This is a genomic window from Petrotoga sp. 9T1HF07.CasAA.8.2 (assembly GCF_002895585.1).
Taxonomy (GTDB): Bacteria; Thermotogota; Thermotogae; order Petrotogales; family Petrotogaceae; genus Petrotoga; species Petrotoga mobilis.
Window position 1 is genome coordinate 139,403 of the sequence record NZ_AZRI01000012.1, and the last position, 16,118, is coordinate 155,520.

The 16,118-nt window shown below is 32.4% G+C and carries 18 protein-coding genes and 2 tRNA genes; 6 read left to right on the plus strand and 14 right to left on the minus strand.

Going from position 1 to position 16,118, the window contains the following annotated elements:
- Positions 1–131: 131 nt before the first annotated feature.
- Positions 132–491: a 50S ribosomal protein L19 gene (gene rplS / locus X925_RS02860; RefSeq protein WP_103065975.1), complete on the plus strand. Its 360-nt coding sequence runs from the start codon at positions 132–134 to the stop codon at positions 489–491.
- Between the two features lie 5 nt (positions 492–496).
- Positions 497–1,462 carry a signal peptidase I gene (gene lepB, locus X925_RS02865; protein ID WP_103066002.1) on the plus strand — a complete coding sequence of 322 codons (966 nt, stop codon included), beginning with the start codon at positions 497–499 and terminating at the stop codon, positions 1,460–1,462.
- A 47-nt stretch (positions 1,463–1,509) separates the two neighbouring features.
- Here the strand turns inward: lepB and X925_RS02870 are convergent.
- Positions 1,510–1,597, minus strand: a tRNA-Ser gene (locus tag X925_RS02870).
- A 62-nt stretch (positions 1,598–1,659) separates the two neighbouring features.
- Here X925_RS02870 and rsmG point away from each other — a divergent pair.
- A complete protein-coding gene (rsmG, locus tag X925_RS02875) occupies positions 1,660–2,337 on the plus strand; it encodes a 16S rRNA (guanine(527)-N(7))-methyltransferase RsmG (RefSeq protein WP_103065976.1) in 678 nt (225 codons plus the stop codon).
- Entirely contained in the window at positions 2,334–3,113 is a 780-nt protein-coding gene (locus tag X925_RS02880; RefSeq protein WP_103065977.1) for a biotin/lipoate A/B protein ligase family protein, read from the plus strand. The genes rsmG and X925_RS02880 overlap by 4 nt, the downstream gene beginning before the upstream one ends.
- Here X925_RS02880 and X925_RS02885 read toward each other — a convergent pair.
- From X925_RS02885 to recJ, 11 genes are all read right to left on the minus strand, one after another.
- The gene (locus X925_RS02885) at positions 3,088–3,369 is read right to left on the minus strand and encodes a hypothetical protein (protein ID WP_103065978.1); all 282 of its coding nucleotides are present in this window, start codon (positions 3,367–3,369) and stop codon (positions 3,088–3,090) included. The genes X925_RS02880 and X925_RS02885 overlap by 26 nt on opposite strands.
- On the minus strand, positions 3,370–4,356 hold the full coding sequence (locus tag X925_RS02890; protein WP_103065979.1) for a flagellar basal body P-ring protein FlgI: 987 nt from the start codon (positions 4,354–4,356) through the stop codon (positions 3,370–3,372).
- Positions 4,357–4,368: 12 nt separating this feature from the next.
- The gene (locus X925_RS02895; RefSeq protein WP_103065980.1) at positions 4,369–5,004 is read right to left on the minus strand and encodes a flagellar basal body L-ring protein FlgH; all 636 of its coding nucleotides are present in this window, start codon (positions 5,002–5,004) and stop codon (positions 4,369–4,371) included.
- Between the two features lie 2 nt (positions 5,005–5,006).
- Positions 5,007–5,939, minus strand: a complete 933-nt coding sequence (flgA, locus tag X925_RS02900) for a flagellar basal body P-ring formation chaperone FlgA (protein ID WP_158245249.1) — start codon at positions 5,937–5,939, stop codon at positions 5,007–5,009.
- 60 nt (positions 5,940–5,999) lie between these two features.
- The gene (gene flgG / locus X925_RS02905; protein ID WP_012208182.1) at positions 6,000–6,785 is read right to left on the minus strand and encodes a flagellar basal-body rod protein FlgG; all 786 of its coding nucleotides are present in this window, start codon (positions 6,783–6,785) and stop codon (positions 6,000–6,002) included.
- Positions 6,786–6,829: 44 nt separating this feature from the next.
- Positions 6,830–7,552 carry a flagellar hook-basal body protein gene (locus X925_RS02910; protein ID WP_103065982.1) on the minus strand — a complete coding sequence of 241 codons (723 nt, stop codon included), beginning with the start codon at positions 7,550–7,552 and terminating at the stop codon, positions 6,830–6,832.
- A gap of 26 nt (positions 7,553–7,578) precedes the next feature.
- Positions 7,579–8,583 (minus strand): rod shape-determining protein, encoded by a 1,005-nt coding sequence (locus tag X925_RS02915; protein ID WP_103065983.1) that lies wholly within the window; start codon positions 8,581–8,583, stop codon positions 7,579–7,581.
- Positions 8,584–8,721: 138 nt separating this feature from the next.
- A tRNA-Arg gene (locus X925_RS02920) sits at positions 8,722–8,793 on the minus strand.
- Complete coding sequence (locus tag X925_RS02925; protein ID WP_121959068.1) at positions 8,784–9,476, minus strand: RuvX/YqgF family protein; 693 nt, start codon at positions 9,474–9,476, stop codon at positions 8,784–8,786. The genes X925_RS02920 and X925_RS02925 overlap by 10 nt, the downstream gene beginning before the upstream one ends.
- The gene (locus tag X925_RS02930) at positions 9,455–9,727 is read right to left on the minus strand and encodes a putative Se/S carrier-like protein (RefSeq protein WP_012208186.1); all 273 of its coding nucleotides are present in this window, start codon (positions 9,725–9,727) and stop codon (positions 9,455–9,457) included. Before X925_RS02930 ends, X925_RS02925 begins: the two co-directional genes overlap by 22 nt.
- 1 nt (position 9,728) lies before the next feature.
- The gene (gene recJ / locus X925_RS02935; RefSeq protein WP_158245388.1) at positions 9,729–12,836 is read right to left on the minus strand and encodes a single-stranded-DNA-specific exonuclease RecJ; all 3,108 of its coding nucleotides are present in this window, start codon (positions 12,834–12,836) and stop codon (positions 9,729–9,731) included.
- Positions 12,837–12,990: 154 nt separating this feature from the next.
- Between recJ and X925_RS02940 the strand changes: the two genes are divergently transcribed.
- The gene (locus X925_RS02940; protein ID WP_121959070.1) at positions 12,991–14,364 is read left to right on the plus strand and encodes a tetratricopeptide repeat protein; all 1,374 of its coding nucleotides are present in this window, start codon (positions 12,991–12,993) and stop codon (positions 14,362–14,364) included.
- A 1-nt stretch (position 14,365) separates the two neighbouring features.
- A complete protein-coding gene (gene tsaB, locus X925_RS02945) occupies positions 14,366–15,037 on the plus strand; it encodes a tRNA (adenosine(37)-N6)-threonylcarbamoyltransferase complex dimerization subunit type 1 TsaB (protein ID WP_158245389.1) in 672 nt (223 codons plus the stop codon).
- 15 nt (positions 15,038–15,052) lie between these two features.
- On the opposite strand, the gene X925_RS02950 is transcribed toward tsaB, so the two are convergent.
- Together X925_RS02950 and X925_RS02955 are read right to left on the minus strand one after the other, a co-directional pair.
- Positions 15,053–15,580: a metal-dependent hydrolase gene (locus tag X925_RS02950; RefSeq protein WP_121514522.1), complete on the minus strand. Its 528-nt coding sequence runs from the start codon at positions 15,578–15,580 to the stop codon at positions 15,053–15,055.
- On the minus strand, positions 15,573–16,073 hold the full coding sequence (locus X925_RS02955; protein ID WP_121959072.1) for a hypothetical protein: 501 nt from the start codon (positions 16,071–16,073) through the stop codon (positions 15,573–15,575). Before X925_RS02955 ends, X925_RS02950 begins: the two co-directional genes overlap by 8 nt.
- Between the last annotated feature and the right edge of the window lie 45 nt (positions 16,074–16,118).

The window sequence follows — 16,118 nt, forward strand, 5'->3', positions numbered from 1 at the left end:
TTAGAAACAATTTCCATATTCTCATTTGTGGAACAAATGATGTGCTGCTTTAGAAATGTTTTCCAAAATCTCGTTTGCTACGCAAACGATGTAAAGTCACTATGAAAAATAATATTTGGGAGGTTTTAAAAATGGACAAAATCATAAATGCAGTAGAAACAAATTATAAAAAAGAAGATATCCCTGAAATTAGGCCGGGAGATACTGTAAGAGTCAACGTGAAAGTTGTTGAAGGGGAAGGTGAAAAGAAAAGAGAAAGAATCCAACCCTTTGAAGGACTAGTAATAAAAATAAGAGGCGCTGGCCTAGGACGTTCTTTCACTGTTAGGAAAATGGGAGCAGATAGAGTAGGTGTTGAAAGAATCTTTCCATTTCATTCCCCATCAATAAGCAGCATAGAAGTACTGAAAAAAGGTAAAGTTAGAAGGGCTAAACTTTATTACCTGAGGGATGTTAAAGGGAAGATAAGGATCAAAGAGAGGAAGGATTGAGCCTTTTGAAAGAGGCTACTAAGAAGAAAATTAAAGATGAGACCTTAGATTGGATTTACGCCATAATATATGCATTGATATTTGGAACAATTATCAGACTGTACGTATTTGAAACAATGATGGTTCCAACACCTTCTATGGTTCCAACAATTCAAGTATACGACAGGTTGTTTGTAGAAAAAGTTACTTATGAATTTGCCGAACCAAATAGAGGCTCGATAGTGGTCTTTTGGACACCTTTTGTGGACATTAGGGCCCAACAACAGTTACGTACTTTTGATAGGTTTATGGATTTTTTTGCTCCAGCACAATTTGAGGGCCATGTAAAATACGTTAAGAGATTGGTAGGGAAACCGGGGGATACCTTAAGACTGGTACCGGTTGAAGAAACGTTTTGGGAAGATATTAAAAACGGAGAAATTCAAAGTACTCCCGAATGGTTAGATTTTATTATTGATTATTATGAAAGTGTAGATTATATCCCAACCCAGATAAAAAACAAGGTTTCAAAACTAGAAATAAACGGAGAAATACTACCTGAATTTGAAAATATTTATTATTTAAGAGATGCAATATTTGAGGATCCTAAATTTTTTGATTATATAGCCTATCCCGATCAATACCGTTATGAAATTGCTACATCTGATTTATTTTTTATGTATAAGGATAACTTCACGGGTAGGTTGATACCAGCTAAACCCACTATTGAATGGTACAGAGAAATGAGAGATACACTCTTATTTACCGATTTTTATGAAAATGAACTTTCAAAATTGGATTTACCTTCCTTAATATTCAAAGATGAAGAAGGCCTTGTAAATATAAAAATTCCAGAAGGATACTATTTCTTCATGGGTGATAACACATTGGAAAGTCAAGATAGCCGCTTTTTTGGATTTGTTCCTGTTGAGAATATTATTGGAACAACTTTTTTAAGAATTTACCCGTTTGACAGGTTCGGTAAGATATAGATAAGTATAGTAAAAACCGCCAAAAGGCGGTTTTTTAAGTTTAAGAATGGCGGAGACGGTGGGACTCGAACCCACACGGGGTGTAACCCCATCGGTTTTCAAGACCGACGCCTTAGCCAATTAGGCTACGTCTCCAAAACAATATGAATAAAATGTCCAACCCACAGGAATTATAACATATAAGGAGCTCTTTGTCAATGAAAGAATCGGATGAAAAGGTCCAAAAAATTAATAAATACATTGATATGCTGATTAACTATCCAGTAAATTTGACTGCCTATGAAAACGAAAAGGATGCCTTTGAAAACCTAATTTTAGACAGTATAATTCCTATTGAGGCAGAAGACAGCTTTTTAAATTCAAAAAAAATTATAGATATAGGAACCGGAGGAGGTATACCTGGTTTAGTATGGGCTATATACTTCCCAGAAAAAGAGTTTTATCTAGTAGATAGCGTATCAAAAAAGGTAGAAGCTTTGAAAACTTTTATAAAAGAGTTAAAATTAACTAACGTTTATTTGTTCTGTGAAAGAGCAGAGGATTTCGCAAAAACCCATCGAGAATATTTTGACTTTGCAACATGTAAAGCGTTAGCCAGAAGTGATATCGCATTAGAATATTTGACCCCACTTGTGAAAGTAAATAGCTATATATCCCTATTCAAAGGCCCATCTTACTTCAAAAATGAGAAAAAATATACACAAAACGTGTTGAACAAGTTAAATATTGCAGAGTTTAAAGAAATTGAATACGAAATCGGAGAAGACAAGAAGAAAAGGTATTTTATACTTTTTAAAAAAATTGGAACTACCTCTCAAAACTATCCAAGGCAAGTAGGTATTCCAAAAAAATTCCCTTTAGGAGAAACGAAATGATCAAAATTATTGTTGATAAGCCTTATGAAGGTTCTATGAATATGGCATTAGACATATCAATAGCCAAACTCAGTGCAATAAGAAAAATTTCTACATTAAGGATCTACCAATGGAAAGTTCCCACCTTATCCCTTGGAAAACATCAAAAAACAGGCAACCTAAACTGGGAGTTTATAAAAAGTAACAATATCTCTGTTGTAAGAAGGCCCTCAGGTGGTAGGGCGGTTTTACACAATAATGAAATAACCTATTCTTTTTCAACCTATATTAACTACGAAAACTTACCAAATAATCTACTTGCAAGCTACTTAAAAATCTCTCAAGCTCTAATAAGATCATTACACGAATTAGGAATTGAAGCGGATCTTGAAAGTTCAAAAAAAGAAGGTGTAACTAAAGATCTTTGCTATGATGCACCCTCATTTTATGAAGTGAAAGTTAATGGAAAGAAACTAATTGGAAGCGCACAATACAGAACGGCAACTTTCATTCTTCAACATGGTTCAATTCCAATTAAGCATGACTATGAAACTTACATCAACTCTTTTAAATACTCTCATACTGATTGGATAAAACGGCATTTAATTAGTTCAACCATCGATTTAGAAACAATTTTAAAAAAACCTATTTCAAAGATGGAGATTGCCAGAGCTTTTGAAATAGGTTTTAAGTCGGTCTTCAAAGAAGAAATATCAGAAGGTGTTTTAGAACAAGAGGAAATAATTCTTGCACAAAAAATGAAAAATAATTTTAACGTTCTGGAGGAAATGAACTAACAATTTGATTAACCAAGGGTTTTAAGCTTTGTTGAGTCAATAGATTAGCATATTCAACATTTATCCATTCTTTAATCCACTTTTCTGCATTTGATTCTGGAATTAATTTATTCTCTTTAAATAGTTCATCATCTTGTGCAGAGTTCAATATCTTTGCAAAGATGTCCGACACGAAAGCTTCAGTTGCTTCTCTCATACCTATTTTATTATAATTTATACCAGATACATTAAATGCTGGTCCAATTACGTTAGTCATTTACATCACCACCAAGTCGGCATATAGGTAAGTTTTAGCACTTTGAATAATTGCAATTATATCTTGAGGTGTTGCTCCAGCCGTTTTTAAAGCTGTAATCAGGTTCGCAACCGTTGCAGGTTTACCACTTATTTTGCCGTTTTCAACACTTACACTGAAGTTACCATAACTAACAGTGAAATCAGCCATTCCGACATCTCCTCCAAGAACTATTGTGCCCGTTCTTTCATTGATCACTATCTTAGCTTTTACATCGGGAGTAACCTCTATCTCTTCAATTAAAGCCAAAAAAGATATAATATCATCTTCAAAATATTTTGGAACTTCTACTTTAATTGAAGAGGGATCAAGAGCTTTTGCAATTTTTAATGAAAAAGTTGAATTTATTGCGTTAGCAACCCTCGCCGATGTTGTAAAATCTGGTTGTTTCAAGTTGATAGTCACCGTGTCTTCATCTACAATCCGAGCAGGAATTTCTCTCTCTATAATAGCCCCTTCAGGGATATAACCAACAACTTTGTATCTTTCTTGCAGGTTAGATGATGAACGAACATTGGCTCCACCAGTTAAAACATTACCTTGTGCAACAGCATAAACTCTATTATCAGCACCATAAAGAGGCGTTTGCATTAAGACTCCATTTTCAATTGAATCAGAATCTCCTATGGCAGCTACAGTAACGTCTAATCTCATACCTTCCTTGTAAAAAGAAGGTATATCAGCGAAAACCATAACAAGGGCGGTGTTTTCTGTTTCAACATAAGAGGTAAGATTGATGTTAAAGTTGGTCAGCATATTATTTATCATCTCAGAGGGTACATCCCCCGAATCTCCTGTACCATCTAAACCTGTAACTAAACCGATTCCAAATAATTGATTGTCCCTTGCACCTCTGAAATTCGAGATATCTTTTACTCTAACTCCAGCAAAGGCATAACCACTTATAATTAAAATTAATAAAAAGGTGACAAATAAATTTTTTCTCATTTTGACTCCCTTCTAAAAAAATATATTTGCTATTCCTGAAAGTATAGAAGTTAACCATGACGGTTCGTTAGGATCCTGTTGGAAAACTATATCTCCATCGTACCAAATCTTTGCATTAGCTAAACTAGAAGAAAAAATAGTTCCGTCTTTTGCTATGTTTTTGGGAGAAACATAACCTTCAACAATCATAGTATTCCTGTTATTCCCCACCTTAATTTCCTTTTCTCCTCTAATTTTTAAAAGTCCATTTTGGTCTTTTTCTTGAATTATACCAGATACAAATAGTTGGACCTCTGCAGAAGAAGAAGAACTTTTTTGATTGTTTTGTACACTAACCTGCGTTGGATCTCCAGCCCCAATAGGTAAAAAATTAGATAAATCTACCCCTCCCATTTTATTTACTACTGAGTTAACCGTATCAACAGACGCCTTTTTATAATCAGGCATATTTTCCGATAAAGAGAGGGAAGGATTTTCTGAAACAACGATGGTTACAACATCTCCTACTCCAAAATCCTGGTTATAGTTGTAAATAGAATTACCTTCTTCATCATTTTTATTCCACAATGACTCAGAGAAACCAAAACTAGTTAAAAATAAAAAAATCAAGAAAAAAATAAAAACTTTTGAAAACTTTTTATTAGTCATTCTTACAAACCTCCTAAACTAACAAGAAGTATAGGACCTTCCTTTAGTTTACCAGTTATTATGTTTCCGCTTTCAACATTCCTAACGCTCAAAGTATCTCCAAAATTCGCATTTGTCATAGCCCTTGCCAAAGTAGAAACCTTTATGCCCTCAAATTCTACCAAAACCGTTACAATGTCTCCAGCTTTAACATCAGGTATACGCTTCAAATAAGTTGAATCTACTATTTCACCTTTTTTTACATCTTTTGTTAATTCATAACTTCCAGATCTTAACAATTCTACATCTACAGGTTTATTGTTGATGGTTAGAACGTTTTTAGTAGCTGGTTCTGTTAATTCTTCATTCAACATTGTTCCTCTGGTTAAATCTTTGGAATATACAAGCACTTCTTCATATTTTGATACATTGGCAATAACTGTAAGTACCTTTTGATTGTTTTTATCGTCTTTAATGTTCAAGCTTAAATACAACTTATCGTAGCTTTGAAAGATCTTTATCACTTCTGCTGATAAAACCTTTTCAGGAAGAACCTTTAGATCAATACTATTCACAGTCAAAGAATTGTCGTACTCTTTTATCTTTTGCTGTAAAAAACTTTCTAAATCAATGTAATTAACATCTAGGTCTTTTTGATCGTTTTTGTATACAACCGTAACCGTACTTTCTTCAAAAACTAGTTCAAAATCGCTGTAATAACTACTCATTAAACCGTACAAAATTTTTGAAAGCTCTATTTCAGAATAAATTATCTTATCATTAACTATATAAGAGATAGTCCTATCTGACTTCATTTCTGGGAATATATCTTTGAGAGAAAAAATCCAATCTTCACTGAATATAACTGCCGGAATTGTAAAAACTATGCTCGAAAAAACAATTGATGATGCAAACAACATCACAGAAAAAAATATAATTTTGATTAATCGTGTCAAAGTCATCAACTCCCTGTCATTTAACAACTACCATCAAAAATACTCAAGGGAGATTACGGTTTATCTCTTAACATTTGAAACTGTTCTTAACATTTCATCAGCGGTTGTGATAGTTTTAGAATTAATATCGTAAGCTCTTTGTGCAACTATCATATCTACCATTTCTTTAACGACATCGACGTTAGACTTTTCTAAATAACCTTGTTGTAAAGCTCCAAATCCATCCTGCCCAGGTATCCCTTCCGTTGGATTACCGGAAGCAGGCGTTTCAGAATATAAGTTATTACCTATGGGTTTTAACCCTCCAGGGTTTAAAAATCTAACAGTGGTGAGATTCCCTACATTTTGAATCGTTCCATCTCCCAAAGAAACACTCACTATTCCATCCGGAGAAACGTTTATTCCCACAGAATTTTGAGGAATCACTATATTTGGAATAACCATCAATCCATCACTGGTAGTAAGTCTACCGTTGGCATCCAATTTAAAAGAACCATCTCTAGTATAGGCTATACTTCCATCTTGCATCTGAACCTGAAAAAATCCATCTCCCATGATCGCTATATCGGTAGAATTGTCTGTTGGCTCTATGTTTCCTAATGTGAAGATCCGTGTTGTTGCAGCCAAACGTGTGCCGTGACCTACATAAAGACCTGTTGGTAAGGTTGAACCTTGAGCAGTTGGAGTACCTGCTTCTTTTACAGAGGAATATAACAAATCTTGAAATTCAGCTCTTTGTTTTTTATATCCTGTTGTATCCACATTCGCTAAATTGTTTGAAATGATATCTAACTTTCTTTGTTCCGCATTCATACCAGTTGCAGCATTATACAAAGACACTAACATAATTTACCCCTCCATTTAAAAATCTTTATAATTATCTAAATTAGCTAAAAGTTTGAAGTTATTTCAATGAGCTTTGCGTTGAGTGAATCCCCTGTTGATACTGCTTTTTGTAGTATATCAAACTTCCTATTTGCTTCGATCATCTTAATCATCTCATTTAAAGCATCAACGTTTGAACCCTCTAGAAACCCTTGTCTCATATAGAAGTTATCTGCTTGTCCTATCTCTTCTCCTGTGAAATAATTTTCACCATATTTATTCAAATTCTCTACATTTAGGACGTTTAATCTTGTGTTTGTCCCTGATATATTACCCTCTTCATCCACAAAAAAATTATCCGGATTTACAACTATGGGGTTATTTTCTTCATCTAATACGTAATCACCACTTTTTGTGACAAGGTAATTTTCAGGACTTAGAGAAAATTCGCCATTTCGTGTGTAAAAGTAGTTACCGTTTCTCTCTATTTTAAAAAATCCATCGCCTTCTATTGCAAAATCTAACTTTCCGTTTGTTTCAAGTAAAGATCCTTGTTCGAGATTTGGAATTACATCGTCCAAAACAACCGAACTATAAATGTTTCCTATCGGTTCGCCTTTTCCCTGTGCATTTTGATATGATCTAATCTCTTTTTCGTATACACTTTTAAATAGGTTAAAATCCTTTTTGTAACCTACTGTGTTAAGATTAGCCAAATTGTTGGAAATAGAGTTCAATTCAGCAAAAGAGTTGAGCATACCAGCCGTTGCATTGTATATTCCTCTCATTTTATTTCCCCCTGTGGTGGATGTTTCTAATTTACTTGTACTTTGTTTAATAATTCTATGTCTTCTAACAAAATTCCTGTACCTTTTGCACAAACAAGATGAGGATCTTCCGGAATGTACGTTCTTACGCCAGTTTGCTCTGATATTAATTTATCCAATCCTCTTAGTCTTGCTACTCCTCCTACTACTATAAGTCCATTTTGCATTATATCCGCAGCTAATTCTGGAGGAGTTTTTTCTAAAATATTTTTTATTTTATTAATTATTTCATTCAATATTGGTTTGATTGCATAGAAAATATCGTCCGAAGTTAGTTTTAAATTAGAAGGAAGTCCTGTTTTGATATTCTGACCTTTAACTTCCATTTCAAGATTTTCTTCTTGAGAAAAAGCCTTGCCTATGTCGATTTTTAACCTTTCAGCGGTAGTTTCACCGATCAAGAATTTATATCTTCTTTTAGTATATTTAATTATTTCTTGATCCATGGCTTCACCTGCAACTTTTATCGTTTCACTTATGACACAACCTCCTAAACTCAAAATTGCTAAGTCGGTTGTACCCCCTCCTATATCAATGACCATGTGTCCGTTAGGTTCTGTTATATCTATTCCACTGCCTATAGCGGCGGCTAAAGGTTCGCTTATAAGAAATACTTTAGAAGCTCCAATCCTACTCCCCGCCTCTTTAACCGCCCTTCTTTCAACGTCTGTAGTTAAAGCAGGTATCCCTATGATTAATCGTGGTTTGTACATATTAAAGCCTTTAGATTTGGCTTTTTTGACGAAATATCTCAACACTTCCTCTATGATGCTGGGATCCGTAATAACCCCATCTTGTACAGGCCTAATAATTTGTATTTGACTGGGAGTTTTCCCAACCATATCTTTTGCTTCTTTTCCAATTGCTAACAACTTTTTTTTAATTTTATCAACTGCTACCACTGAAGGTTCTTCAAGGATAATCCCTTGACCACGTTGATATACTACAAAGGTTGCGGTTCCTAAATCTATTCCTAAATCAGATTTTGCCATAATTAACCTCCTGTTTTTTCTTTAAAGGGATTTTAGAAACTCTTTCGTCATTTTACATTAAGGGTTTTCGCCCATTAAAAACCCCCTAATTCAAAATCAAAGCTTATTATAAAAACCGTTTTGCATAAATCTGCAAAATGTGCCTGGCGGGAGTCGAACCCGCATCTTTGGATCCGGAGTCCAACGCTTTATCCGTTAGGCTACAGGCACATTAATTCCTTACAATTAATATTCAATTGAATTTTCTCTCTGTTTTCTTTAGATGTTATGATTAAATCATAATAATCTTTTAGGTCTGATATCAAAGTGGTACTTTCGTACCCTTTTTTGTAGTAGTACCAAAATATCCAAGGGTCTTTGGCAAAGATAGAAAAATTTTCCAACTCATTATTAATAGGAACATCCCAGATCAAAATATCTTTGTAACATGAAAAATCTTTTTTTAGATTATAAACTTCTTTTTCTACTAAGGCAATGGCATTTTCAGGGCTCTGAATAAAATTGGATAGAATGAGTACACTACTATTCTGGTCTTTGGTCCTTTTTACTTTTTTATAACTAACTTCTCCTCTAACCTCGCTATACAAAGAGGAAGTGGTCAATCTTTCATCTACAAAGTAAATTTTGCATCCTATTCTTTCTTTTACCCTTATGGCTTCATCTATACTCAAAAAACTCTGTTTTGAATATCTCCCAGACATGGAAATTGGTAATCCAAACACGATTAAATCGTCGTGGCTTAAATCCAATGAAACCAAGAATTCTAAGAGTTTTTCAGACTTTATTGTCTCTTTTGGCAATGGAATATTTACATCTTGTTTTAAAATAGCTATCCCACAATTACTCGTCCCATAATCGATTCCATAAACTTTTAAGTTCTTAATAACTCCCATACGATATCTTTCTCCAATTTGACTAAATCATATTTAACTCCATTTTTATCTAATATAAAAATGGCTTTTTCTTTATCTTTAGAGGAAAGGCATAAGACTGGCGCACACGCTTGTAACACAGTTTTTGGGGGAGGAAAGATCTTACAAAAAACGCCGTTCTTCGTTAACATCTCTTTTATTTCTATTATTTGATAATTTTCATTTAGCAAAACCAAATCAAGATCTAACGTTGTTCTCAAATTTTTACTCATTTTATAAACTTCTTGCTCCTTCTTTAGGATTACCTTTCAAGAACTCAATTAATTCTCTTGTGTCTAAATTTTCATAGAAATTTATGGAATTTTTCAATATCCAATTATCTAATATATTTTCCTTAAAATTGGAACTTTCACGTAAATCCTTTAGATTAAAATTATTCAATATTTCTACTTCTTCTTCATTCACCTTTATCAACCCTGCATCTTCCATCACGTTTAAAACGGTCTCTGATAACGATTTATCACCCTTCAAAAGAGAATTTTGTATCTCCTCTACTTTGTAATGACCGTCGGCTATAAAATCATAGACTAGTTTTAATACTTTGAAAGATGGATATTTTCTTGAATACTCGTAAAGTAATTTAACTTTGAACCGATTATTGTAAGCCAATATGATAGTTGTTCTTTGAGTTTTTTTCATCCATGTAGAAACCAGGTCTAAAAGCTCTATGTCCGTCTTTGGAACATCCACAATAATCAAAATTGGAGAAAATTGTTTAACCTCAAACGCTATACCGTTGTTAGAAAAAGAAGTTATATAAAAATTAGCTTTTTCATTTTTAAATTTTTCTCTAGAAATAAGTTTTTCCCTAAAACTCATTGAATGGTTGAAAAGCCTTATATCGTTCTCATCAACTTGTAATTTTTCGTCTAACAGTCTCACTAAAGATTTTTGCCTCTCATAATCGTTCAAAACCAATATTTTTCCATTTCTTTCATTTGTGTAATCCTTCAAAAGTCCCAGAATATTGTTTCTTTCTCTAACCACTTCAAAACTATTATTATTCGAGAAAGATATAAGGATTTTAAATCCTGCTCTTTTTAAAAATTCTTTTAGCTCTTCGCTGTAAATAGAACTAAAAATACTAATTTTAGACTTTTGAAGAGCATATTTTCTAAATTGCTGATATTCAGGCACTTTTCTAACTACCGGATGAAATAATGAATAGTATGGTTCGTCAATAATAATTTCAGTTTGCATAGAATCAAGTAATTCACGATTTTTAATAAATTTGGGTACTGTAACGAATATCACACTATAATTAGATATAAGTTCTGGCGTAAGGGTGTATTGATTGTCAAAATATAATAAATTCTCAGGAAAATAAGTGTTTATTATCTTATATATATGTTCCAACAAACTGTTTGTTGCAGAAACAATTATCAGCTTTTGATGTTCTTCTAATGATAACTGAACCTTTTTCAGTAAAGAATCGTTTTTTATCTTACTTGGAAGAAACATCGCTACCTTATTTCTAGTTAAATTATCGTTTAATATTTCTATATTCATGATCTTGTTCAGCTCATCATGAAGAACATTAGATGCAAAGTTCAATTTTGCAGTTTCACCTTGTTGTATTTCCTTATTAACCATCAAATCTTGCAAGTAAAATTTAACGTAACTATTTTTTAAATTATAAGAGTTCTCTATTCTAAAGGTACCCACAAGATCTGTAAATAGGTCTCTTTTACTATTCTCTGTTAGCTCGCTTAATCTGTAACCCAAATCGTAACCTAAAATATCTATGATTAAGGAATCTTTATTGAGCGTTCCTGAAAAACTTTGAGAACCGTTACGAAAGAATCTTATGTTTTCTAATTTAGCGTTTTTTATCAAAAAAACTGGTTCTTGATTCCCATACCCAAAAGGTTCTAACTTGTTTATATCTTCAAACATCGTTTCCCATATTCCTTCTATTTCCATATCCACATCAATTTGAGATGTTAATTTTTTATCTCCATATAACTCCTTGTAAACCTCGTTAATCTCCTTTCTCAAAGCTTCTATATTTTTAGAAAGAATGGAAAAACCTGCAGCAAACTTATGACCGCCGAACTCTTCAAAAATCCCTCTTTCATTGACTTTGAGAAGGAGCTCCATTAAATCTATGCCCTGAGGACTTCTTCCTGAACCTTTACCCATTTCTTGATTTTTTGATATCATCAAAACGGGTTTATTGAATTGATTTGATAGTTTGGAAGCCACTATCCCAAGAACTCCCATATGCCAGTCTTCGCCGCTTAATACCAATACCGGATCCTTTTTGTATTCAGGGTACAAATCTAACAAACTTAAAGAGTACAGATAGATTTCCTTTTCAGTACTTTGTCTTTTTGAATTTAGTCGGAGTAATTCTGAAACCGCCTTTTTTAATTTTTCTTCATCTTTCTCAATCAACAAATTAAACGCAGACCGTGCGTCTGACATTCTTCCAGCAGCGTTTATCTTCGGAGCAACTTTAAAAGTGATGGTGCGCGAATTTATCTCAGAATCAACTATTTTCAATTCATCGAGCAAATATTTTAAGCCTTTGGTTGGATTAGTCTTTAATTTGTTCAATCCTATCTTAACCAAGTATCGATTTTCCGAAGTTATCGATACTATGTCAGCAATAGTACCCACTGCCACCAGATCTATATATTCAAAGGGGTCTAAAGAATTATCGTAACTTTTGTATAAGGCTTGTAGCAATTTAAAAGTTACGCCTACTCCTGCCAGATCTTTGAAAGGATATTTATCGTCTTCCCTCTTTGGATTCAATATTGCATCAGCTTTTGGGAGATTTTCTTGGGGTAAATGATGATCGGTAACTATAACTTTCATTCCAAGACTTTTCGCATACTCAATTTCTAGTATGGATGTTGTACCACAATCAACAGTAATAATATTGTTATAATTTTTACTTTTTAACTCTTCTATAGCTTTAACGTTTAGGCTGTAACCTTCTTCTATTCTAGATGGAATGTAAGAAGTTACATCGTAACCTATTTTTTTTAAGCCAAGATACAAAACTGAAGTTGCAGTTACCCCATCAACATCGTAATCACCGAAGATCGCCACTTTTTCCTTTTTTTCTTTAATTTGTTTGAGAATTTCTACGGCTTTTGACATATCCTTCATCAAATAAGGGTCAAAACTTTCCAATTCTAAATGGTTCAAAAACTTATCTCCTTCTTCGGGTGTTTCAATATTTCTAGATACTAATAATTTTGCCAAAAAGTCGGAAATTCCCAAAGCACTAGATAAGGTTTTTGCAACTTTATCTTTTTGTTGATAGTAAAAAGCCTTTGGGTCCCAAAAAACCTTCCATTTACTCTCCATATTAAATTTCTCCCTTCTCTTATTTTTTTCTTTATAAATATTATACATTATTAGTACTAAAATATTAAAGAAAGATTTGTAAAGATTCAAAAAAGCTAAATTGTTGTATAATATTGAAGACTGGATGAATCCAATTAGAAGAGGTGCAAGTTAAGTGAAAAATATATTATTGATAATTCTTCTTTCTACTCTATCTATTTTTTCATGGGCTTTAACTCTCGAAGAAATAGAAAATCTTTCAAAAAACCCCGCAACTCTGGAATTGTCATGGGAATATTTTTTAGAGTACATTATAGAAAATCCCAGTGATGCTAGAATTACAGATACAGGTTCATTGATATCAGCTAAAATCTCTTTGTTTAACAAATATAGAAATTATAATTTTGCCAACTTTATTATTTCTGAAGACTTAAAAAATTTTTGCATTAACTTGGGAGTAATAGGCACCAATTTTTCCATTCCAGAAGATGATACCAATAAAATTTTATTCATCTTTCCTGAAATTGTCCCTATTTTGAATAACATATTTAACACAGGGAATTTTGAAGAATCTTATTATAAATATTTGTATAAATTAGAAGGATTGAAAGAACATTTACAAGTAAATTCCTATGAAACCTTCATCAAAACAACTATAAGTAATTCTCTTTCTTCTCCAATTTATTTCGATGAAGACGTTGAAAAGTTTATTGAAGTTTTTGTACCAGCTAATAATTATATCTTGTTTGAAAAGTTTATTTCTGAATCCAAATATCTAGTCGATGAAGATAAGTACCTAGGAGCATATAAACTACTGACATTTTTAAATAAACACAATGCAATAAATGAATCTGTAGTAGCATATTCTCAACTTAAAAATTATTTTTCTTTGAAACAGAAATTAACTTCATTAAACGACCAGGTTTTCTTTGTCGAAAAACAAGAACTGTCTTCTTTTATATCTGAAGTGTACAAAGTTGGAGAGGATTTAAAGGCACTTACTATAGAAAAAAATTTACTTTACAACATATTTTTGCCGTTATTAAAAGCTTTGAATTCTAAATTAGAAAATATACAAGAAAAAGTACCTGTCGTTGATGAAAACTTTGAAAAGTTGTCATTCTCTTTCAACGAACAAATAAATGCCGAGATTTTGAAATTGCAAATGCATATTACGAGAATAGAAAACTTGCCCATTGTGGTAGAAAGTGACAAAGCAACTTTGGTAGAACAACCAACAGACCCACAAGAAGCATCAGCAAGAAGAATCTTTGTTTATTTTTTGCTTTCCATTTTAGGTACCTTTATTGTAATTTTCTTTTATTTTGAATTGTACCCCTCTTATTCAAAAATCAACTTTTTATGTACATTGAAATTAGGGAGATATGCTGCTCATTTGGCTGAAAAACTCATTTTAAAAAATCCAGAAGATTATAAGGCTTTTCTAATTTTGGCAAAATCATATGAAGTTGCAGGGAAGTATAACGCTTCAATCAATGCTTATAAGACCGCTTTAAAATTAAAAGACAAAACAAAAGAAGGTGAATAAGTTGAATTTTTTAGTAATTTCAACTACTCTAAAAAATATACTCGTTGTATTAAAAGATGAAAAGAATAATATTTATACAAGGACTTTGACTGAGAATAAATCCGGTAATTACCTTGCTAACGCGATCAAGGAAGTAGCAGAAGAATCAAAAACAAATATAAAAAATATAGATGAATTTGGTATAGATATAGGTCCCGGATCTTTCACCGGGATCAGAGTAGCTATTTCTACTTTACAAGGGCTTTTAATAGATAACCCAGAAAAAGAAGTTTATACCTTTTTCTCTTCTGATGTTTTGTACCGTTCCGCTGTGAATAACAATCCCAATCTTAAGGAAAAAAAGTTGGCTGTCTTGAAAAGAGCCCGAGAAAATGCCGCATATGCAGCCATATATGAAAATGGGAAAAGAATCTTTGGCCCACAAATGGTCTTTGGAGAGTTTTTAAGAGATTCTTTGAACAATTGTATTTTGATAAATGAAGAAGCAGAATATTTTAAAAACAAATACAAACTGGAAAATGAAGTACTTTATTCAAACATTGATGAAAAGTCTCTAATTGAAGAAGTTATCAAAGGAAAGAGAGTAAAAATAAAAAACTTGGAACCTCTTTATCTTCAAAAACCTTTAGCGGTTGAAAATTTAGAAAAGCAAAAAAACAAAATAGGTCAATGATGAATATCTGTTTGCCTATTTTGTTTTAAAATCCTTATCTAAAATAATATGCAATGAGAAACCTACAAAATAACTCAAACTGTAAAGTATGTTTATAGGGGTTCTATATTTTAAATTAAGTAAGTAAATAAGGAAAGAGAGTATACCACCCGTTAAAAATGAATGCCACAATCCTCTATGTTTCGATAGTTTGTTAAAAATTATTCCCAAAAGTAATCCAACTAAAGTGCCTAAAACTATTATAATAAAATTCGAAAGGTTATAAGGAAAAGGTAGATATTCTTTATACAAGAAATCATATTCAAAGAGATAGTATACACTTCCAAAGATTAAAAACAACCTTAATAATCTGTTTATAAAAGAGCTTTGGTGGTCAATATCTGGGAAATCACTCCCAACAACAAAGAGAAAATAAGAAATCACGATCTCAGTGGAAACATAATAAACCTCGTAAAACAAATGACTATAAACAATATTGAACAATAAAAAAAATACAGGAAATCCAAAAATACCGCTTAATATGTGAGTTTTAAAATTAGGCATTTTTTATATCTCTTATCTGCTCCTTTTCATCAAATGCTAGCACTTCTATAGGAAGCCTTTTTGTCCAAACTTCTATAATCCCGCCATTTTTAATATCTTTATAAAAAAGGACTTTTGGATCAAAAAAACTAATCGTTTTAGAAAGTGTTTTAAAAATGGGCCTGTTGTATTTTTTCAGTTGATTTAATGTTTTGGTGGTGAACTTATCTACAATTAAAGAATTGGCTCCTCCTTCAAACAAAAAATCAAAATAATCTGATATTTCTGTGATATTGATGTTTTTTATCTCACCGTGAGCTAAATTAAAAGTTCCGCAAGTAACAAATTCACCAACAAATTTATACAAAGGCGCCCCTTCCAATTGATAATACTTTTCAAGTCTTTTTAGAGCCTCAGGAGTAACAAATATAATTTTTCCTGTATACAGAACATTGTCACCGTTTTTTAATTTTTTTAATGTATCTAGAGAAACGGGGTAATTTATGTTAAGCAAAATACAAGAGCCTCCTTATTGTTTTCCTACTACTTAATTGTACTC